This window comes from Agromyces sp. NBRC 114283, from assembly GCF_030268405.1.
Lineage (GTDB): Bacteria > Actinomycetota > Actinomycetes > Actinomycetales > Microbacteriaceae > Agromyces > Agromyces mediolanus.
This window is the reverse complement of record NZ_BSQP01000001.1, coordinates 3,397,479-3,416,506: the sequence shown is the minus strand read 5'-3', so window position 1 is coordinate 3,416,506 and position 19,028 is coordinate 3,397,479. Positions and strand designations below refer to the sequence as shown.

Sequence of the window (19,028 nt, the reverse complement as noted above, 5' to 3'; positions counted from 1 at the left end):
ACACGAAAGCCTATGAGTTCTATGCCCACTGTTGGTGGAAGGGCCGCTGAACTGGTTACCTCTCGCGACATCGCGAACTTCGTCTGGGAACCGCAAGCCCAGCGCTCGTCGGGCGGGACATCTCGCTCCGAGCGAGCGCTGAGCCTGCTTGGTCAGTCAGCGCTTGGGTACTGCTAGGCAGTGTGCAACGGCGCCAGTTTCTCCGGATCCAATTCGTGGCGGCGCAGTAGCTGGGCGTTCAGGGCAACGATGATCGTGGACAGCGACATCAACACTGCCGCGGCGGCCGGGGGCAGGTTGAAGCCGATGGGAGCGAGCACGCCCGCGGCCAGCGGTACCGAGATCACGTTGTAGGCGGTTGCCCACACGAGGTTTTGCACCATCTTCCGGTAGGAGGCGTGTGAAAGCTCGATCGCGCTCAGCACGGCGCGCGGGTCGTTCGACACCAGGACGATGCCTGCCGACTCGATCGCAACGTCGGTACCCGCGCCGATTGCAACACCCACATCTGCACGGGCAAGAGCAGGGGCGTCGTTCACACCGTCGCCAACCATCGCGACCTTGAAGCCACGTTCCTGCAGTTCAGCGACCTTGGCGGACTTGTCTCCGGGGAGAACCCCCGCGAACACTTCGTCGATGCCGAGATCGGCTGCGACCGCGTCCGCGACCTGTTGTGCGTCACCGGTGATCATGCCAACCCGGATCCCACGACGGTGCATTTCGTCAATGGCGGCACGCGATTCGGGGCGAATGACGTCCTTGAGCGAGAACGCACCCTCGATGCGGCCCTCGATAACCGCGAACAGGACGCTCGACCCGGTCGATTCCCACTCGGTGACCTCGGCCTGGATTCCTTCGGGCACGGACAGGTCGAGCGCGGCGAGGAGCCGAGGGCCACCAACGCGAACCTCGACACCCTCGACGGTTCCTGACACGCCGACACCTGGCTCCGAGCGGAACTCGGTAACCGATGGAATGGGCAAGCCGTCGCTGTGCTCGTTTGCCCATGCGACGATCGCGCGAGCGACGGGGTGCTCGCTCGGTGATTCCGCCGCGGCAGCCAGTCGGAACACGCGCTGCGGGTCGGTGCCAGGAACGGCTGCGGCTGCGGTGACGGCGTGGCGGCCCTCGGTGAGCGTGCCGGTCTTGTCGAACATGACCACGTCGACGGTGCGCATGCGCTCAAGCGCCAGCCGATCCTTCACCAGCACGCCAGCGCGGGCGGCCCGTTCTGTCGCGATCGAGATCACCAATGGAATCGCGAGCCCGAGCGCGTGCGGGCAGGCGATGATCAGCACCGTCACCGTGCGGGTAAGGGCGTCGGCGGGGCTGCCGACGATGAGCCACACCACTGCGGTGATCACGGCCGCACCCACGGCGAAGTAGAACAACAGTGCCGCTGCACGGTCGGCGAGCGCCTGGGCGCGAGTGGAGGATGCCTGCGCGTCCGCCACGAGCCGACGGATGCCAGCCAGCGCCGTGTTCTCGCCGACTGCGGTCACCCGCACTTGGATCGCTGAGTCGGTGGCGACGGTGCCCGCGGTGACGGTATCGCCAACGGCTCGGGAAACGGTTGTCGATTCGCCCGTGATCATAGATTCGTCCATGTCTGCGAATCCCGACTCGACGGTTCCGTCGGCGGGAACGCGTCCTCCGGCACGTACAAGCACGAGGTCTCCGGCATTGACGTCGGTACTTGGGACTTGTTCCACGGCCCCGTCTTCACGAACCAGCTCGGCGGTATCGGGAAGCAGCGCAGCGAGTGCGTCGAGGGCGCTTGACGCACCGCCGAGTGCTCGCATTTCAAGCCAGTGCCCGAGCAGCATGATGACAACCAGCAGGGCGAGTTCCCACCAGAAGTCAAGATCGAGACCGGCGCCGAGCGACGTGGCCCAAGACGCGAGGAACGCCACCGTGATCGCCATCGCGATGAGCAGCATCATCCCGGGCTGCCGGAGCTTGATCTCCCGCCACGCGCCCTTGAGGAACGGCATGCCGCCGTAGAAGAAAATCACTGTGCCCAGGACAGGCGCGATCCATATCGTCCACCCAGTTTCGGGCAGGTGGTAGCCGAAGATCATCGCGATCATGGGGCTGAACGCGACCACGGGTATTGAAAGGACAAGTGTCACCCAGAAGCGGTTCCGGAACATGGCCACGCTGTGCCCGGCATGGGCGCCCGGATCATGATCAGCATGGGAATCATGTCCCTGCGAACCGCTTCCGTGACCCGCGTGGGCATCGTGACCCACCTGGGGATCCGGGCTGCCCGCGGTGACGGTCTCGGTGTGCATGCCGTGGTGTGCATGTTCACTCGAATGTTGAACGGCGTGATCGTCATGAGCGGCGTGCTCGATCGGCGTGTCCGGTCGGCCGTGGTTGTGGCCATTGGAGGGGTGGTGGCCGTGATGGTCGTGATGGTCGTGGCCTGGTTGTTGGTTCATTGCAGTTCCCGTCTATGGCTGGCTACGTCGCGATTCAGACGTCGGCCCGATGGATGCGAGAGAGGTGTGGCCGATAAGGGTCGGCGGCACGTCGTTTCATGTGAGCTGGAGCGTTGTGATGCAGGTTGCCGCATCGCCTGTGGTAGAGAACGGCGTGGTGCCGGATCGGCCGCCGTATGTCACTTCGATCGTTCCCTGCAGACTACGAGGAACCCAGAATCCAGCGAATCCGTTATCGAATGTCGTCGTCGACTCTGCGACGATCACTTCGCTGGTTGTGTCGTCAACGATGCGTACTTCGATGTCCTGTCCCGACAGCTCACCGCGGCAGGTCGTGAGGCTGTGGTAATAGCACTCATGGGTCTGCTCGACGTATGGGGCGATTGACAAGTATGTGACATCGTCCGGCATGTCCATGGTTACTTCTCGGACATTGTCGGTGAGAACGAGTGCTTCAGGCTGCACGGATGCGATCAAGTCTGCGGGGCGATCGCTCACGGGCATTCTGTCGAGGCTGTCGATAATGTCAACCGCTGACATGTCGGTGAGGCCGTGCTCGGCGAGCAGATCGGCCCCTGCCGGGTCAGGGTTCGTGTCAGGGGCGGAGCACCCGACCAGCACGAGGGCAAGGACTGCTGCGGCTGCGGCGAGGATGGTTGGTCGTTTCATGTCACGTCTTTCAAGGTTGATTACGCTGTGCTCCTCGCGGGTCGACCACAAGGAGCACAGCAGAAGTCAAAGTAGGGGTGGGACTCGGTGCGGGCGTGACTGGAAGCAACGTCACCCGCACCGAGCGGGGAGCTACAGGCTCTGGAGGATTTCGCGCATGGTCTTGATCTCGACGTTCTGAGCGTCGATGATGGCCTGGGCCATGGTCACCGCATCCGGGTTCACCCCGGAGTCAACCTGAAGTTGCGCCATTTCCACTGCCCCCTCGTGATGAACGATCATCTGTTCAAGGAACAGTCGGCTCGCTTCTGTGCCTGTCGCGGCGTCGAGTGCGGCCATGTCTTCCTCGGTCATCATGCCGTCCATGTGGCCGCCATGCCCCATATCCATGCCATCCGTCGCGGCCGGTGGCATCCCCCACGCTTCGATCATGCCGTTGAGCGCGTCGATTTCAGGCTGCTGCGCCGCCTTGATCTCTTCGGCAAGGGTGACGACGCGAGGATCGATCCCCTCCTTCGCGAGGATCACGTCGGACATCTCCACGGCCTGTACGTGGTGGGGCACCATCATCTGCGCGAACATCACGTCAGCGGAGTTGAAGTCTTCAGTCACGGATGACGAAGTTGTTGATTGTGGCGGCGCGGACGCGCCGGAGCCAGCCGTGCATCCGGCCAAGACCAGGCTTGCCGTGAGGATGGCAGGGATAACGAAGAATGTTCGGAGTTTCAAGAGTCGTTCCAATGTGTCGGAGAATTTTTGGGTCGGCGAATCGAGGCGGTGCGCATGTGCGCAGCGTCGACGGACCGATCAAGTCCGACTGATGGAGAGTTCCTGTGGTGACGGCGTCATTGGGCGAGGTCCAGCCCGAGCGCTCACGATGGTTTCCATCGCGCGCTCACGAAGCCTGTCATTCGTTGCCAACAGGCGGGTGAGGTAGAGGGCGAAGAACACGAGGCTCGTCAGAAATGCGAGCATGCAGGCGAGCTGTATCGCGTCGTGTCCGCCACAGCCTGCGCCACACGCGTCGCCATGATCCGCGACTCCACCAGATTGCGCAACTGACGATTGGGTGCCGTGACCGGAGGAGACCGGCGATGATTGGTTCCCCGCGGCAGCCGCGACATGCACCAAGGATGCCGCGGTCGGCATGGTCTCATGGTTCTGTCCATGCTCGAAGGCGTGCATGAGGAAGGCACACAGCAGCAGTGCACCGATCGCGAACAGGGCGACGATGAACCGGCGAGGCTTCAGGTCGAACGGGGCCGAGGGGAGGGCGCCTTGAACTGACACTCCAACACCTCCCGGACCGGTACGTCGCAACTTGACTTGCACATGCTATTCAATCATGTCGAGGCGATACCTCCCAGGGGTACCACCTGGCAATCCGTTCGTCTCGGGCGGACACGACCTCGGTACGAGACCTCGATCAGGTGCAGACGCATCTTCAGCTTCCCAGCGCCCGATTCACCCGCAGTAATTACACATGGTCGGGGAATCGGGTCTCAAGTAAAATCGAGGCAAAGACTCCACTCGACGATTGCTGGAACAGCGGCTGAGTTGCCGATACCACCCCAACAGTTGCCCGCCGGAGTTTGCGGAGTCAGCACCTCGGAGGTGAGGGTAATGGGGCCGAACTGGGACCACATGGGTTGGTGGGGTATGGGCTGGAGCTGGGTTTTCCTCATCCTGCTCCTGGTGGGAATTACCGTACTCATTGTGCTCCTAGTTCGAGTCTTTGCTGCACGCGATCCTCGACAGTCACCTCATCGCACCGAGAGCAACCGGGCTCGCGAGTTGCTCGATGAGCGCTATGCCCGTGGCGAAATTGACACCACCGAGTACGACGAGCGACGTCAACGACTTGACCGAGCACCCGACGCATGAAACCCATTACCCGTCGACAGGCGCTCCAGCTCGGCGCTCTGGGAGGGCTCGGTGTCGTCATCGGCGGGATCGGTCTCTCTCAAACAGGTCTCCCCTGGGGCAGAGCAATGGCCGATGGAGAACTGCTGATCGAGCCGGAGGTGTTACGAAGCAGCGGCGGGTTGCTGCAGGTTGACCTCGTTGCCGCGCGTCGCGAATTGACCATCGTCGGACGTCAGGTGTATGCCCTGACATACGGCGGCATGGTGCCGGGACGGACCTGGCGCGTGCGACCGGGGGACTCCATCGAGGTGCAGTTGCGGAACGAACTGGACACCCCAACCAACCTGCATACGCACGGACTACAGGTGTCTCCCGCGGGGAACGGTGACAACCCTTTCCTCTCGATAGACCCGGGGCAGAGCTTTGACTACCGATTCACGTTGCCAGAGGATCATCCGCCTGGGGTGTTCTGGTATCACCCTCACCGGCATGGCTCAGTTGCCGACCAGATATTCGGCGGCTTGTACGGTGCGCTGATCGTCGAGGATGGCCACATGCCCATCAGCCGCGAGCGGGTGCTCGTCGTCTCGGACATTTCACTGACTCCTGGCGGACAGATTGCGGCCGCCTCGGGCGCGGACGTGATGATGGGCCGCGAAGGTGATCTCCTGTTGGTCAATGGTCAGCACCGTCCGCACATGTCGGCACGACCTGGGGAGCAGGAACGCTGGCGTGTGATCAATGCATGCACCTCGCGCTACCTTCGCTTGGCCCTGCCTGGGCAACGTCTTGAGTTGCTCGGGATCGACGGCGGCCACGAGCAGGCTCCTCCGGAAGTGCGGGAGGTACTTCTAGCGCCCGGCAATCGCGCCGATCTTCTCGTGAGCATGAGCGCTGGGAGTGGTGAGTTTCAGACGCTGGGTTATGACCGCGGCGGGATGGGAATGATGGGAGGCCAGAACCTCTCCGGTCCCGAGACCATTGCCACGCTCACTGTCGCGGGGCAAGAAGTTGCTGCGCCGGGCGCGGCACTAGAACGACCGTCGGTTCGAGATCTGCGCGAGCAGCCCGTCGCACGGCAGCGCGAGATCACCTTCACCATGGGAATGGGGATGATGATGGGCGGTGGCGGAAGCATGATGGATTTCGGGTTCGACGGTCGTGCCTTCGACATAGACCGAGTGGACCAACACGTTGCTGCAGGGGCCGTCGAGGAGTGGCTCATCACGAACCCCACCCCTATGGATCACCCCTTCCATCTGCACATTTGGCCGATGCAGGTGATCGAAGCGGGTGGGCAACCGGTCAGTGAACCCACTTGGCGCGACGTCATCAATGTTCCCGCGCAGGATGGAGTGCGGGTGCTCGTCGACTTCGCGCGTCACCCGGGGCGCAGCGTCTACCATTGCCACATCCTTGATCACGAAGACGCTGGCATGATGGCCACCGTCGACGTCGCATAGTACCGTGCGCCCTCGCGCGGCTCGGCCCGCAGCTCTTCTTCTGAATCGATCCTCAAATTCCTATCGAAGCGAGGGTGCGTCGGGCAATCGTTGCCGCCCGCGTCACGCGTGGCTACCCTAGAAACGTGCCACGCGCTGCGAAAAGCGGCAGAAATGAGAGCCTGTTTCAGAGTGGCACGCAGAGGGCACGGCACCGCTGCAAACCCCGAAGATCCGCGTGATCACGCGGCCCATGACGAGTACTGGGACTTCTAAGCCCCAGGCTTCTCGCGAACGAGGGGGCGGATGCTTCGGCATCCGCCCCCTCGTCGTGTCGGCGAGGGGGCGGGAGCCTGTGCAGCGCTGCCGGCCGCGGCTAGGATGCGAAAATGGACAGGGCAGACTCCGTTTCCGCTGAGGCGCGTGGCATCGCGGCCGGGTGGCAGATCCTGGCCGGCATCGTCCTCGCGCCGCTGCTGATGCTCCTCGCCGGCTGGGTGACGGCGACATATCTCTCCGATGGGATGGCCGTCCCCGGGGTGCTCCTCGCCGCGCTGCTCACTGCCGCCGCCGTCGTGGTCGCCGCGAGATGGCGGGTGACGGGGATCACGGCGGGAGCCGTCGTCGCGGCGACGATGCTCGGGTTCCTGCTCACCGGCATGGTCCCGTCCAGCCGACCCGATCTGGGCCTGAACGGGATCGTGCTGTTCGCCGGGTCGGGGCTACTGACCGCTGCGATCGCGGCGGTCTCGTTGACGGTCGGGCTCGTCCGACGCTCCCGGTCCTAGGCGCTGCCGCCCCGTCGAGCCTGCACGACCGCGATGAGGACCGCGATCGCGACGAGCCCCGCCGCCGCGGGAACGAGGGCGAAGCCGCCCGTCGCACGGTGCACGGCCGCGCCGATGACGGCGCCGCCGGCCAGCGAGCCCCACAGCAGGAGGGGCCGCCGCCACGCCGTCCGCGACCGACCGGTCGCGAGCGCCGCGAGCGCGAGGCCCAGGCTCACGAGCGTGCCGGTGGCGTAAGTGATCGCGACCCGGGCACGACCATCGGCGAGGTACAGAGTGTTGAGCGCACCCATCGCGGCGGCGAGGAGGCCGAACCTCCACCCGATGTCCGGCGCGATGAGCCCGAGCACGGCGGTCGCCGCGACGGCTGCGGCGGCCGCGGCGATGATCCAGGCGCGCCTCGTGCCGTGCGCGCCCAGTGCGCCGCCGAGGGCGACGCCGACGACGAAGGCGGCGACGAGCCCCAGGGGCAGCAGGGCGTCGGCGAGTCCCACGTCCCAGAGCTCGACCCCGGCCTGCGTCGAGTTCCCGCTCATGAAGGAGACGAACAGCCCGCCCGTCTCGATGAAGCCGACCGCGTCGACGTAGCCGGCGATGAGTCCGAGCGCGACGGAGAGGGCGATGCCGCCACGAGAGACCTCCCGCACTCGCCCTCCGTTCCGCGTCATCCGCCAGGGTACCGCTGGCCGGGCCCGCCAGACGATGCTCGCCGTCGGTGCTCGCCGTCGGTGCGGACCGGCTCATCTACGCCGTCATCGAAGGAGGAGTCGTGCAGCCGGCGTCTCGCCGACATTTCGACCGCGATGGCTCGCTGGCCTACGTTCGCGGCGGCGATTGCCCGGCGCTCGCGGTCACCCAGCCTTTCGGTGCTTTCGCTCGCGCTGCAGCTTCGGCGGTCGCCTGGTCGGGCGCTTCTGCCTCGAAGGTGCGTTGTTCTTCGTCGTTCGGGTTGGTGGCGATGATGGTGGCTTTCACCTCGGCCAGGTTACGAGGCTCCTACGCCCCCGCAACCGGGTAGACACCAGCCCTTCGATGTGGGTGGCCGTCGCGTTCCTCGTCGGCGCGTGCGGCTCTAGGCTCGAAGCATGCGCCTCACCGGAACCATCCGCCCCACCGCCACGACGGAACTCGTCGCCGAGGGGCATGATCGCGGCTCCGCGTACGACGCGCTCCTCGCGCTCGTTCCGGCCGGGCACGTGCTCGTGCAGGCGCACTTCTCGATGAAGGAGGGCGTCACCACCGCGAAGGGCGTCATCCGGCCGGACCGGGTCGAAGCGATCGAGGCGGAGGGCCCCGACTACGCGACGGCGAACGCCGCGCTCGAGGCGGCGGTGCCGGACGGCTACGTGCTGCTCACTCGCGTTCTGGCGTAACGGTGCGGCCGGCGAGCTCCTCGGCTTGCCGCGCGAGCGCGTGCGAGAGCGCGGTGACCTCCTCGCCGAGTCCCGTCCAATCGTCGGCCGCGACGCCGAGGTAGCCGTCCCGCGCGCGCTCCATGAGCGCCCGCTCCTCGGGCGGCAGCGTCGCGGCCACGGCGGTGGCCGCGACATCCTTCGGCACGATGTCGCCCCCGGTGCGCAGGGTCGTGACGATGCGCGCGAAGGCGAGCAGCGTGTTGCGCTCGTCGCCGACGATCTCCTCCAGGATGTCGGGGATGATCCCCAGCATCGCCTCGGTGAGCGCCGACATCGGCACGGGCTGGACGACGTCGGCGAGCGGCGCGCCGCGCAGCACGCGGTGCGCGGTCTGCGCGGTCGCGAGCAGGATCGGCACGTCGGGGTCGTCAGCCGGCTCCAGCACCGAGCCGGCGAGGATGTCGGCGCGCAGCCACTCGCCGAACTGGTAGTCGTGCACCGCCGGCTCGGGCCAGCGGCCATCCGCCCCGATCACCACGCAGGTGAGCTCGAGCGAGCGGCCCTCCGCCGCCTCGGGGAACGTGTCGGCGTGCCCCGACCAGGCCGAGGAGTCGAGCAGCACGCGGGTCAGCTCCCCGCGTTCGGCGGCCGTCAGCGAGCGCCTCGTCAGCACCAGGAGGTCGACGTCGCTGTCGGGCCTCAGGCCGCCCGACACGGACGAGCCGTACAGGTAGACGCCGGCGAACTCGCCCGGCTCAGCGCGATCGAGGTGGGCGAGCACGGGTTCGAGGAGATCGTCCATCCTGCGACGCTAGCAACGGCGGATGTTCGTGTTCGCTACCTCCGCTTCTCCCCGACCCCGATCGTGTCGCCGTCGCGGCCGACGAGGACCTCGCCGCGGAAGCCGGTGCGCGCCTTACGCTTCCAGACGGCGTCGCGCACCTCGCGGATGCCGGCCGGCACGAGATGGCTCAGCACGAGCGTGCCGACGCCGGCCCGTGTGGCGAGTTCGCCGACTTGCTCGGACCGCGTATGCGTGCGCGAGAAGGTCTCGGCGAGGCGGGGGTTGATCGCGGCGAAGTAGTCGTGGTCGTACGCCTCGTGCACGAGCACGTCTGCACCCTGCGCGAGCCGCACGAGGTTGTCCGAGGGAGCCGTGTCGCCGCTCACGACGACCGAGCCGTCGGCCGTGTCGAAGCGGAACGCGAAGGAGGGGAACACGGGCGGGTGGTCGACGAGGATGGCACTGACGCGCACGAATCCGTCGTCGAGGATCTGGAACGGCTCCATGATCGGTACGCGGTTCGCCGGGCTCGCGCCGACGTCGGGCAGCTCGAGGTCGTGCGGGGCGATGACGTTCCAGATGTCGGGCTTGCGGCTCTCCGCCATCCGCGTGTTCAGATCGTAGGCGGTCGCGGCGACCGCGGTGCGCAGGAAGGCGGTGAGCCCGGGCGTCGGCGCGTCCGGCTGCTGCACGGGTGCGCCGGGCGCCTGCGGGAGGGCGCCGGCCGGCCCGGGCCCGTAGACGTCGACGCGCTGCGAGATGTTGCCGCGCGCGCCGGGTGCGCCGTAGTTGAGCCAGAAGAGGTTGTAGACCTCCGCGAGGTGGTCGGAGTGCAGGTGGGTGACGAAGACCGCGCGGATCTGCTCCATCGTGAGGCCGGCCTGGGCGTACGCGGTGACCGCTCCGGGGCCGAGGTCGATGAGGTAGACCCGGTCCTCCACGACGATCGCGGTGCAGATGCCGAGCCGGCCGTCCTGGGGCGGCGGTCCGCCGGCGGTGCCCGCGAGCACGACCCGGGTGCGATGGTTCGGCGCCCGCAGGGGCGACGCCGAGGCGGGGGCCGCGCCGAGGGTGAGGGAGCCCGCGCCGAGGGCGGCCGCCCCCGCGAGCATGCCGCGTCTGGTGAGCTGCGAGCGCGATCCGGCGTCAGGCGTCATGGGCTGATTCCTCCATTGGATTCAGTATCCAAAGCACCATAGCGAGGATGTCTGGGCCGGAGCAAGCGCGGCGCCGTGCCGCCGTCGCGCGGGTCAGCTGCGTTCGCGGGGCGCTCGGCGCAGGCGTTCGGTCTCGTCGCGGTTGAAGGCGGCGGCGCGCGTGAGGAACTCGGTGGCGAAGCGGATCTGCTCCTCGCTGAGGGTGTCGAGGTACTCGTTCCAGCGCCCCGCGACGGCGCCGTAGACGGGGCCGACCTCGGCGAAGACGGCCTCGGGGACGGCGGACACGAGCACGCGTCGGCGGTCCGCCGCGTCCCGGCTCCGGGTGACGAAGCCGCCCCGCTCGAGTCGGTCGAGCATGGTGGTGATCGCCCCGCCGGCGGTGAGGCCGGTGCGCTGCGCGAGCTCGCCCGGGGTGGCTGGACCGTCGCTCAGGAGCAGGCCGAGCGCCTGGAGGTCGGTGCCGTTGAGTCCGGCGGAGCGCGCGACGGCGTCCTGGAACAGCACGGCGTGCGCCATGAAGCTCCGCATCGCCTCGGCGTGCTCGGCGATGGCGCTCGCGCGGCTTGAAGGGGAGTCGACCACCTGATAACCTCTCTAAAATAGAGAGACTCGAACTTCGAGACTCTGTTTCCTCTCCAATCTAGCGAAGGGCGAGCCATGCCAGAGGCGCTCATCATCGGCGGCGGAGTCGCCGGGCCCGCGACGCGCTGTTCCTGCACCGGGCCGGCTGGGACGTGCGGCTGTTCGAATCCCGCGGCGAACCCGAGGCCTACGGCGGACTGTTCCTGAACGTCGCGAGCAACGGGCTCGCCGTGCTCGAGACGCTCGGGCTGCGCGATCGGCTCGTCGCCGACGGGCACCTCAGCCCCTACCTCGAGATGTGGAGCGGCCGGGGCCGCAAGCTCGGTACGGTCCCGAACGGCCCCGCAGGCGCACCCGAGCGCGGCTCGGTCGTCGTCCGCCGGGCCTGGCTGCACCAGGTGCTGCGCGACGCGGTCGAGGCCGCGGGTATCCCGATCACTTGGGGCGCTCGACTCGACGGCATCGAGGAGTCGCCCGGCCGCGTCACGGCCCGCTTCGCCGACGGCACGAGCGCGAGCGGTGACGTGCTCATCGGCTGCGACGGCACCGGCTCCGTCACCCGGCGCTGGATCGATCCCGGCGCACCGGAGCCGGCGTACACCGGCATCCTCAGCGTCGGCGGCTTCGCGCGCGTGCCGGGTCTCGAGCCGACTCCGCTTCGCCAGCACATGGTGTTCGGCGACCGCGGCTTCTTCGGCTACCTCGTCCGCGACGACGGCACGGTGTACTGGTTCGCCAACCCGAGTCGGCCCGAAGGGGACCGATCCGCGCTGCGCGACGTGCCGGCATCCGCCTGGCTCGACGAGCTGCGCGCGGCGCACTCGGGCGACCCCGATCCGGTGCCGCGCATCCTCGACCACGTGGAGGGCGAGATCGGCGCCTACGGCATCTTCGACCTCGCCCACGTGCCGCGCTGGCACCGGGGCCGCGTCGTGGCCGTCGGAGACGCCGTGCACGCCACCTCGCCGAACGCCGGCCAGGGCGCCTCCCTCGCGCTCGAAGACGCGGCGACGCTCGCCGGCTGTCTGCGACGCGAGGCCGAGCCGGGGACCGCCTTCGCCGAGTACGAGCGACTGCGCCGGCCCCGCGTCGAAGCCGTCGTCGCCTACGCGCGCAAGCTCGGCCGGCAGAAGCAGGGCGGGAGCTCCCGCTTCGCGACGGCCGTGCGCGACGTCATGCTCCCGATCTTCCTCAAGAACGCGACGCGCGACACGAGGAACAACCACCTGTACGCCTACCGCGTCCCCGAGTAGGCGGCGCGCCGGCGGGCTGTCCGACGCGGCGAATGGAGTCCAGGCTCCCGGACCGGGAGAATGGCGGCATGTCCCGTCCCCCTGTCGATGCCGTGCTGCTGGATTCCGACCCCGAGCTCCGGCGGGCCGTCGTCGGCGGTGATGGACTCGATGCCCGCGCCGCGATGCAGGCCATCGTCACGTGGGCGGCCTCCGGCTCGCGGCGGGAAGACCTGCTGCGCCGTTCGCGCTTCCCGCTCGAGGGTGACATGCTCGCGTTCCTCGTCGTCAACCAGCTCGCCTACCGCGGCGCGACGCGTCCCACCGAGCTCGCCGACGCCGTGCATACCGGGCGCTCGAACCTCTCGAAGGTCGTGCGGCGATTGGAGGAGGCGGGCCTCGTCGGGCGGATGGCGAACCCCGACGACGGGCGCGAGACCATGATCGCGCTGACTCGGGACGGCCGGGCGGTCGCCGCACGGATCGTCGCCGCGAGCGAGGAGGACTTCGCGGGGGCGCTCGCCGAGTGGAGCGTCGCCGAGCGTGAGCGGTTCGAGGATCTGCTGATCCGCCTCGTGCGCGACCTCGACCACCGCGTCGAGGGGGAGATCCAGCGGGTGGCCGGCGTGCCGTGGCAGGAGTCCTCGTCACGCTGGGATCCGCACGCCGGCGGCTGATGCCGCGCAGTCCGGACGGCTTGCGACGGGCCGGAGCGAGGTCGGCGCGTCGTCCACATGATTGTCGTCACGACAATCATGAGGTACCGTGGTCGCACCAGGTCCCCTCGGCTTCGAAGGAGAAGCAATGCCCACCCGTCCGCTGCACTCCCGCCCCTGGTGGGTCGCCGTCGTCTCCGGCATGGCGTCCTACATCGACTCGGCCGCCATCACCGGCTTCAGCACCTCGCTCGTCATCCTCCAGCGCGACCTCGGCCTCGAGCAGTGGGAGGTCGGCGTCGCGGCCGGCGCCCTCACCCTCTCGATCGCGTTCGGCGCGCTCGTCGGCGGTCGGCTCGGCGACCGCTTCGGGCGCCGGCCGGTCTTCACCGCGACGATGATGCTGATCATCGTCGCGGTCGCGGCGCTGCTCGTCGCGCCCTCGTTCACGGCGGTCGTGCTCGGCGCCGTGCTCCTCGGCCTCGGCACCGGCGCCGATCTGCCGGTCTCGCTCTCGACGATCGCCGAGGCGGCCAGCGACCGCAACCGCGGTCGACTGCTCGGCTTCTCGAACCTGCTGTGGATCGTCGGCATCGTCGTGAACACCGTGCTGGCGAGCATCGTCGGGGACTGGGGGCGCGCCGGCGCCCAGGTGCTCTTCGCGCACATCGGGCTCGTCGCCGTGCTCGTGCTGCTCGGCCGGCTGACCATCCCGGAGTCGCCGAGCTGGCAGGCGGCCCGCGCGGAGCGTCGCGCCGGCGTCGCGACCATCCGCGCCGACCGCGCGCGGGTGCGCGACCTGCTGCGCCCGCCGTACCTCGTGCCGTTCCTCGCGCTGCTGGCCTTCTACGGGCTGACGAATCTCGTCGCCAACACGAGCGGCCAGTTCGGCACCTACATCGTGGTCACCTACGGCGGCGCGACGGTCGGTCAGGCCGCGCTCATCGCCCTGCCGATGGTTCCCGTCGCGGTGCTCGGGTACCTCTGGTTCATGAAGATCGCCGACGGCCCGAACCGCTTCCGCTACTTCCAGATCGGCGCCCTGCTGATGATCGCCTCGAAGCTGCTGGTCGTGATCGTCGGCCTCGACCTCGTGAGCTACGCGGTGAGCGCGCTGCTCGCCGCGCTCGGCGGCGCGTTCGCCTTCGAAGGGATCATGAAGGTCTGGACGCAGGAGTCGTTCCCCACGCTGCTCCGCTCCACCGCGCAGGGCGCGATCATCGCGGTCGGCCGCTTCGCCGCGGCCGGGCTCGCCGTGATCACGCCGCTCATCCTGGAGTCCGGCGTCACTCTCATGTACGCGCTGCTCACCCTCTTCAACGTGCTCGGCCTCGGCTGCGCGTGGCTCGTGTTCCGCCGGGGGCGAGCGGCCACGCGGGTGATCGACGAGGAGGGCGCCGTGGACCCGGAGGTCACGGCGGAGTCGGCGGAGGCGGCCCGGTGAGCGGGCGCACCGGCGCCCGGGTCGTCCGCATCGACCTCGAATCGCCCCGGCCAGGCGACCCCGTCTCCGTCGCCGAGCCCCGTCTCGGCTGGCGGGTCGAGGCCGACGATCCGGCGTGGCGGCAGGCGTTCGCCGAACTCAGCTGGGAGCTCGGCAGCGCGACGACGACGGCCATGGCCAGGGTCGAGGGCGAGGGGCGGCTCGGCGTCGCGTGGCCCTTCGCGCCGCTCGCGCCCCGGGACCGCGGCCGGCTGCGCGTACGGGTCGCGGGCGAGGACGGGGCGACGGGCGACTGGAGCGCGCCGGTCGCGGTCGCGGCCGGATTCCTCGGCGCAGGGGAGTGGATCGCCGCGTGGATCGGGCACCCGGCTCCCGAGCGGCACGCCCAGCCCGTCGTGCTCCGCCACGAGTTCGACTGCGGCGCCGTCGTGAGAGCGACGCTGTACGCGAGCGCCGTCGGTGTCGCCCAGCTCGCCGTGAACGGCGTCGACGTCGACGACCAGGTGCTGAAGCCGGGCTGGACCCCGTTCGCGACGCGCACCGTGCACGACACGACCGACGTCACCACGCTCGTGCGGCCGGGCGCCAACTGCCTGAGCATCCGGCTCGCTGGCGCCTGGGCGACCGAGCACTTCGGCTTCCGGCAGAACGCGCAACCCCGCTACGGCGGCCAACCCAGGGCGGCCGCCCAGCTCCTGCTCGAGTTCGCCGACGGCACGAGCCGGTGGATCGCGACGAGCGGCGACTGGCGGGCCGCGACCGGCCCGCTCCTCGAGAGCGGCCTGTACGCGGGCGAGCGCTTCGACGCCCGCAGCGCGCTCGTCGACGCCGCCGGTCGCGACTGCGCCGAACCCGGCTACGACGACACCGGATGGCCCGGAGCGCGCGTGCTGCCCGCCGAGGCGGTGCCCGGTGCCCGGATCTCGCCGCCCGTGCGGCGGATCGAGCAGCTCGCCGCGGTCGCCCAGCTCCCGGGTGAGGACGGAGCGACCATCCTCGATTTCGGGCAGAACCTCGTGGGGCGCCTGCGCATCCGGGTGTCCGGGCCCGCGGGCACCACCGTGACCCTGCGGCACGCCGAGGTGCTCGAAGACGGGCGGCTCGGCACCCGACCGCTGCGCCGGGCGAGTGCGACGGATCACTACACCCTCGCCGGCAGCGGCGAGGAGGAGTGGGAGCCCGAGTTCACGTTCCATGGCTTCCGCTACGCCGAGGTCTCGGGGTGGCCGGGCGAGCTCCGGTCCGGTGACGTCGTCGCGGTCGTGGTGCACAGCGAGCTCGAGCGCACCGGGTGGTTCGAGACCTCGCACCCCCTCCTGCAGCGGCTGCACGACAACGTGGTGTGGAGCCTGCGCGGCAACTTCCTGTCCGTGCCGACCGATTGCCCGCAGCGCGACGAGCGTCTCGGCTGGACCGGGGACATCCAGGTCTTCGCGCCGACCGCCGGCTTCCTCTACGACGTGCGCGGCTTCCTCGACTCCTGGCTCCGCGATCTCGCGCTCGAGCAGGACGACGACGGGCTCGTGCCGTTCGTCGTGCCGAACGTCATCGGCTTGGCCCGCCCGGCTGCGGCGTGGGGCGACGCCGCGGTCGTGGTGCCCGACGAACTGCAGCGCCGCTTCGGCGACCTCGCGACGCTGGAGCGTCAGTACCCGAGCGCCCGGGCCTGGGTCGAGCTCTGCCTCCGGCTCGCCGGCCCCGCCCGGGTCTGGGAGGGCGACTTCCAGTTCGGCGACTGGCTCGACCCGACGGCACCGCCCGAGCGCCCCGGGCAGGCCATGACGGCGACCGGGCTCGTGGCCACGGCCTGCCTGGCCCGCTCGGTCCGACTGCTCGCCCGGGCGGCGCGGCTGCTCGGTCGGGACGGGGACGCGGACGACTACGACGGCATCGCCGAGGAGGTTCGCCGGGCCTTCGTGCGCGAGTACGTCACCCCGGCCGGCCGCATGCTCTCGGACACCCCGACCGCATACGCCCTCGGACTCGCCTTCGACCTCCTCCCCGGGGCGCTCCGGGCGGCGGCCGGCTCCCGCCTCGCCGAGCTCGTCCGGGAGAACGGCTACCGCATCGCGACCGGCTTCGTCGGCACGCCCCTCGTCCTCGACGCGCTGACCGCCACCGGCCACGAGGCGGCCGCGGCGCGGCTGCTGCTGCAGACCGCATGCCCCTCGTGGCTCTACCCGGTGACGATGGGCGCGACGACGATCTGGGAGCGCTGGGACTCGATGCTGCCCGACGGCACGATCAACCCCGGCGACATGACGAGCTTCAACCACTACGCGCTCGGCGCCGTCGCCGATTGGATGCATCGCGAGCTCGCCGGGCTCACGATCCTCGAGGCCGGCCATCGGCGGGTGCGGCTCGCCCCGCACCCGCTGCCCGGGATCGACGATGCCGCGGTCGCGTTCGAGAGCCCCTTCGGTCGCATCGAGCTCGGCTGGCGCCGCGACGGCGGGCTCATCGTCGTCACCGCCACGATCCCGCTCGGGGTCGAGGCCGAGCTCGCGCTGCCCGGCGCACCGGCGGGCGCCCCGCGGGTGGTCGGCGCCGGGCGGCACCGTTGGACCTGCTCGGCCCCCGACCCGGTACGGCCCGGCACCGTCGGCCTCGACTCGTCGCTCGCGCAGCTCGCCGACGATCCCGAGGCGCTCGACCTCGTGGAGCAGCTGCTCGAGGCGCACCGCCCCGGCGCGGTCGCCGCGATGCGCGCGGCCACGCGGTGGACGCGTGGGCAGACGCTCGCCGAGCTCGTCTTCCAGTACGCGAGCCCGACGGTGCAGCGTGAGATCGGGCATCGGCTCGATGCGCTCTCCGTGGCGCGCGAGCGAGCGGCGCGCGAGCGGGCGGCGTGAGCGGGCCGCAGGTGCGCATCGCCGTGCTCGGCGAACGCGAACCGCTCTGGCGGGCGGCGCTCGGCGCCGAGCTGCGTCGCCGCCGCGCGGGTCGCGGCGAGAGCCTGGCCGAGGCGGCCGCGCGTGCCGGGGTCAGCAGTCAGTACCTCTCCGAGCTCGAGCGCGGGCGCAAGGAGGCGTCGAGCGAGGTGCTCGCCGCCCTCGCCCGCGGCTACGGGGTCCGGCTCGCCGGGCTGCTCGCCGCGATCGCCGCGCAGCTCGACGAGGCCGCCACTATCCCAGCGCGTCGACCACCTCGGCCCGGCGCTGCGGCACCGTCTGCGAGCGCTCGTCCCAGACGCGAGTCATCCGCCCGTCGGTGAACGCCGGCCAGCCGGGGTCGCCCGTCGCGATGAAGGCGACCCAGGCGGCGTGCATCTCGCGGGCGAGGGCGGCCGGGGCATCCGTCCCGCTCAGCCGCACCGCGTCCTCGTCGTCGAGCCGATCGAACGCGAAGGCGATCTCGATCGCGTGCGCCGCGCGCAGCTCGCGGACCGGGCTCGGCCAGGCGAACTCGTAGACGAAGGTCGGCGCGATCCTGGACTGTGCGAGGCGGGTGGCGGGGGCGCGCAGCATCCGATCGGTGACGAGCTGGCCGAGCACTTCGCCGGGCGAGGCGTCCGGATACGCGCGTCGTACCGCCCGCGCCGCGCGCTCGGGGATGCGCATGACCCGGCGGGCGAGCCAGGCCTTCAGCCGGCCGATCTCGCCGAGGGCCTCCGGGCTCAGCCACAGCCGGTACTCGTCGGTGTTCGTGCCGATGAGGATCGGCACCTCGGCGTCGGCGAGCGCGTCGACGGGCGAGGCGGGCAGGGTGTGCGGGTCGATCGCGAGCGCGAAGCCCGGCGCGCCGTTCAGGGGAGAGGAGCCGGCCGCGATCTCCGAGCGGGCCCGCAGCAGCTCGGCGGGCGGCACCGCGGAGAACGCCTCACGGGTCGCGGTGATGCCGAGCCGCTCCGCGATCGCGTCGGAGGCGCGTCGCGCCCGCTCAGGCGCGACCGCCTCGAGCGGACCGGACTGGATGATCGCGCCGGCGACGAGGGCGCGGGATGCCGGGCGCGCGAGCAGGGCGGCGACGAGCGCGCCGCCCGCCGATTCGCCCATGATCGTGATGCGGGCCGGATCGCCGCCGAACGCCGCGACCTCGCGGTGCACCCACTCGAGCGCGAGGGCCGCGTCGAGCAGCCCGAGGTTCCGGGGTGCGCCGTCGAGCACGCTGAAGCCCTCGGCGCCCAGGCGGTAGTTCGCCGAGACGAAGACGACCCCGTCGCGGGCGAAGCTCGTGCCGTCGTACCCGGGCTGGGCCGCGGCGCCGCGCTCGAGGGCCCCGCCGTGCAGCCAGAGCACGACCGGCGCCGGGGTCGCGGCGGCGACGGCCGCGGTCCAGACGTTGACGGTGAGCACCTCGTCGCCCTCGATCACCGGGCAGCTGAGCAGCTCGCCGAGGGCGCCCCGGTAGGGCGACTGCGGCGCGGTCGGGCCGAACCGCTCGGCTTCGCGCACGCCCGCCCAGGGCGCGACCGGCTCGGGGGCAGCGAAGCGGCGGGCGCCGACGGGCGGCTCCGCGTAGGGGATGCCGAGGAAGCGGCGGATGCCTCCCTCCTCGCGGCCGCGGACGGCCCCGCTCGAGAGCGAGGCGACGGCGGGGGCGGCGGACCGGGGCTTCTCCGACTCGATCATCCGTCCAGCGTAGGGGGCCGCTCCCCGGTCGCTGC

The 19,028-nt window shown here is 69.9% G+C and carries 18 protein-coding genes; 8 read left to right on the top strand and 10 right to left on the bottom strand.

The annotated features are described in order from the left end of the window. Nucleotides 1-173: 173 nt before the first annotated feature. The 4 genes from QSJ60_RS16410 to QSJ60_RS16395 all read right to left on the bottom strand — a co-directional run bounded on the left by QSJ60_RS16410 (nucleotide 174) and on the right by QSJ60_RS16395 (nucleotide 4,403). Nucleotides 174-2,444, bottom strand: a complete 2,271-nt coding sequence (locus tag QSJ60_RS16410) for a heavy metal translocating P-type ATPase (protein WP_285464568.1) — start codon at nucleotides 2,442-2,444, stop codon at nucleotides 174-176. A 96-nt stretch (nucleotides 2,445-2,540) separates the two neighbouring features. Beyond that, nucleotides 2,541-3,113, bottom strand: a complete 573-nt coding sequence (locus tag QSJ60_RS16405) for a CueP family metal-binding protein (RefSeq protein ID WP_124974030.1) — start codon at nucleotides 3,111-3,113, stop codon at nucleotides 2,541-2,543. A 132-nt stretch (nucleotides 3,114-3,245) separates the two neighbouring features. Further along, nucleotides 3,246-3,842, bottom strand: coding sequence for a DUF305 domain-containing protein (locus tag QSJ60_RS16400; protein ID WP_285464567.1), 597 nt, complete (start codon nucleotides 3,840-3,842; stop codon nucleotides 3,246-3,248). Between the two features lie 78 nt (nucleotides 3,843-3,920). Continuing rightward, the gene (locus tag QSJ60_RS16395) at nucleotides 3,921-4,403 is read right to left on the bottom strand and encodes a hypothetical protein (protein WP_285464566.1); all 483 of its coding nucleotides are present in this window, start codon (nucleotides 4,401-4,403) and stop codon (nucleotides 3,921-3,923) included. Between the two features lie 590 nt (nucleotides 4,404-4,993). Between QSJ60_RS16395 and QSJ60_RS16385 the strand changes: the two genes are divergently transcribed. Next, nucleotides 4,994-6,442: a multicopper oxidase family protein gene (locus QSJ60_RS16385; protein ID WP_285464563.1), complete on the top strand. Its 1,449-nt coding sequence runs from the start codon at nucleotides 4,994-4,996 to the stop codon at nucleotides 6,440-6,442. Nucleotides 6,443-6,810: 368 nt separating this feature from the next. Next, nucleotides 6,811-7,209, top strand: a complete 399-nt coding sequence (locus QSJ60_RS16380; RefSeq protein ID WP_189085728.1) for a hypothetical protein — start codon at nucleotides 6,811-6,813, stop codon at nucleotides 7,207-7,209. Here QSJ60_RS16380 and QSJ60_RS16375 read toward each other — a convergent pair. Together QSJ60_RS16375 and QSJ60_RS16370 are read right to left on the bottom strand one after the other, a co-directional pair. Then, nucleotides 7,206-7,877 carry a YoaK family protein gene (locus QSJ60_RS16375; protein WP_230764573.1) on the bottom strand — a complete coding sequence of 224 codons (672 nt, stop codon included), beginning with the start codon at nucleotides 7,875-7,877 and terminating at the stop codon, nucleotides 7,206-7,208. The genes QSJ60_RS16380 and QSJ60_RS16375 overlap by 4 nt on opposite strands. 148 nt (nucleotides 7,878-8,025) lie before the next feature. Next, nucleotides 8,026-8,184 carry a hypothetical protein gene (locus tag QSJ60_RS16370; RefSeq protein WP_189085730.1) on the bottom strand — a complete coding sequence of 53 codons (159 nt, stop codon included), beginning with the start codon at nucleotides 8,182-8,184 and terminating at the stop codon, nucleotides 8,026-8,028. Between the two features lie 110 nt (nucleotides 8,185-8,294). Here QSJ60_RS16370 and QSJ60_RS16365 point away from each other — a divergent pair, with 110 nt between their 5' ends. Next, nucleotides 8,295-8,582, top strand: a complete 288-nt coding sequence (locus QSJ60_RS16365) for a hypothetical protein (RefSeq protein ID WP_230764568.1) — start codon at nucleotides 8,295-8,297, stop codon at nucleotides 8,580-8,582. Here the strand turns inward: QSJ60_RS16365 and QSJ60_RS16360 are convergent. The 3 genes from QSJ60_RS16360 to QSJ60_RS16350 all read right to left on the bottom strand — a co-directional run bounded on the left by QSJ60_RS16360 (nucleotide 8,563) and on the right by QSJ60_RS16350 (nucleotide 11,090). Then, nucleotides 8,563-9,366 (bottom strand): aminoglycoside adenylyltransferase domain-containing protein, encoded by an 804-nt coding sequence (locus QSJ60_RS16360; RefSeq protein WP_285464557.1) that lies wholly within the window; start codon nucleotides 9,364-9,366, stop codon nucleotides 8,563-8,565. The two genes, QSJ60_RS16365 and QSJ60_RS16360, sit on opposite strands and share 20 nt — an antisense overlap. A gap of 35 nt (nucleotides 9,367-9,401) precedes the next feature. Beyond that, nucleotides 9,402-10,505 carry an MBL fold metallo-hydrolase gene (locus QSJ60_RS16355; protein WP_285464555.1) on the bottom strand — a complete coding sequence of 368 codons (1,104 nt, stop codon included), beginning with the start codon at nucleotides 10,503-10,505 and terminating at the stop codon, nucleotides 9,402-9,404. Between the two features lie 93 nt (nucleotides 10,506-10,598). Then, entirely contained in the window at nucleotides 10,599-11,090 is a 492-nt protein-coding gene (locus QSJ60_RS16350) for a MarR family winged helix-turn-helix transcriptional regulator (protein ID WP_285464553.1), read from the bottom strand. Nucleotides 11,091-11,215: 125 nt separating this feature from the next. On the opposite strand from QSJ60_RS16350, the gene QSJ60_RS16345 reads away from it, so the two are divergent. From QSJ60_RS16345 to QSJ60_RS16325, 5 genes are all read left to right on the top strand, one after another. After that, entirely contained in the window at nucleotides 11,216-12,343 is a 1,128-nt protein-coding gene (locus QSJ60_RS16345) for an FAD-dependent oxidoreductase (protein ID WP_352230706.1), read from the top strand. Nucleotides 12,344-12,411: 68 nt separating this feature from the next. Beyond that, nucleotides 12,412-12,999, top strand: coding sequence for a MarR family winged helix-turn-helix transcriptional regulator (locus QSJ60_RS16340; protein WP_285464552.1), 588 nt, complete (start codon nucleotides 12,412-12,414; stop codon nucleotides 12,997-12,999). A gap of 127 nt (nucleotides 13,000-13,126) precedes the next feature. Next, nucleotides 13,127-14,422, top strand: coding sequence for an MFS transporter (locus QSJ60_RS16335; protein ID WP_285464550.1), 1,296 nt, complete (start codon nucleotides 13,127-13,129; stop codon nucleotides 14,420-14,422). Next, a complete protein-coding gene (locus tag QSJ60_RS16330; RefSeq protein ID WP_285464547.1) occupies nucleotides 14,419-17,274 on the top strand; it encodes an alpha-L-rhamnosidase in 2,856 nt (951 codons plus the stop codon). The genes QSJ60_RS16335 and QSJ60_RS16330 overlap by 4 nt, the downstream gene beginning before the upstream one ends. After that, the gene (locus QSJ60_RS16325) at nucleotides 17,271-17,636 is read left to right on the top strand and encodes a helix-turn-helix domain-containing protein (protein WP_230764553.1); all 366 of its coding nucleotides are present in this window, start codon (nucleotides 17,271-17,273) and stop codon (nucleotides 17,634-17,636) included. The genes QSJ60_RS16330 and QSJ60_RS16325 overlap by 4 nt, the downstream gene beginning before the upstream one ends. Here the strand turns inward: QSJ60_RS16325 and QSJ60_RS16320 are convergent. Next, nucleotides 17,548-18,993, bottom strand: a complete 1,446-nt coding sequence (locus QSJ60_RS16320; RefSeq protein WP_285464545.1) for a carboxylesterase/lipase family protein — start codon at nucleotides 18,991-18,993, stop codon at nucleotides 17,548-17,550. The two genes, QSJ60_RS16325 and QSJ60_RS16320, sit on opposite strands and share 89 nt — an antisense overlap. Between the last annotated feature and the right edge of the window lie 35 nt (nucleotides 18,994-19,028).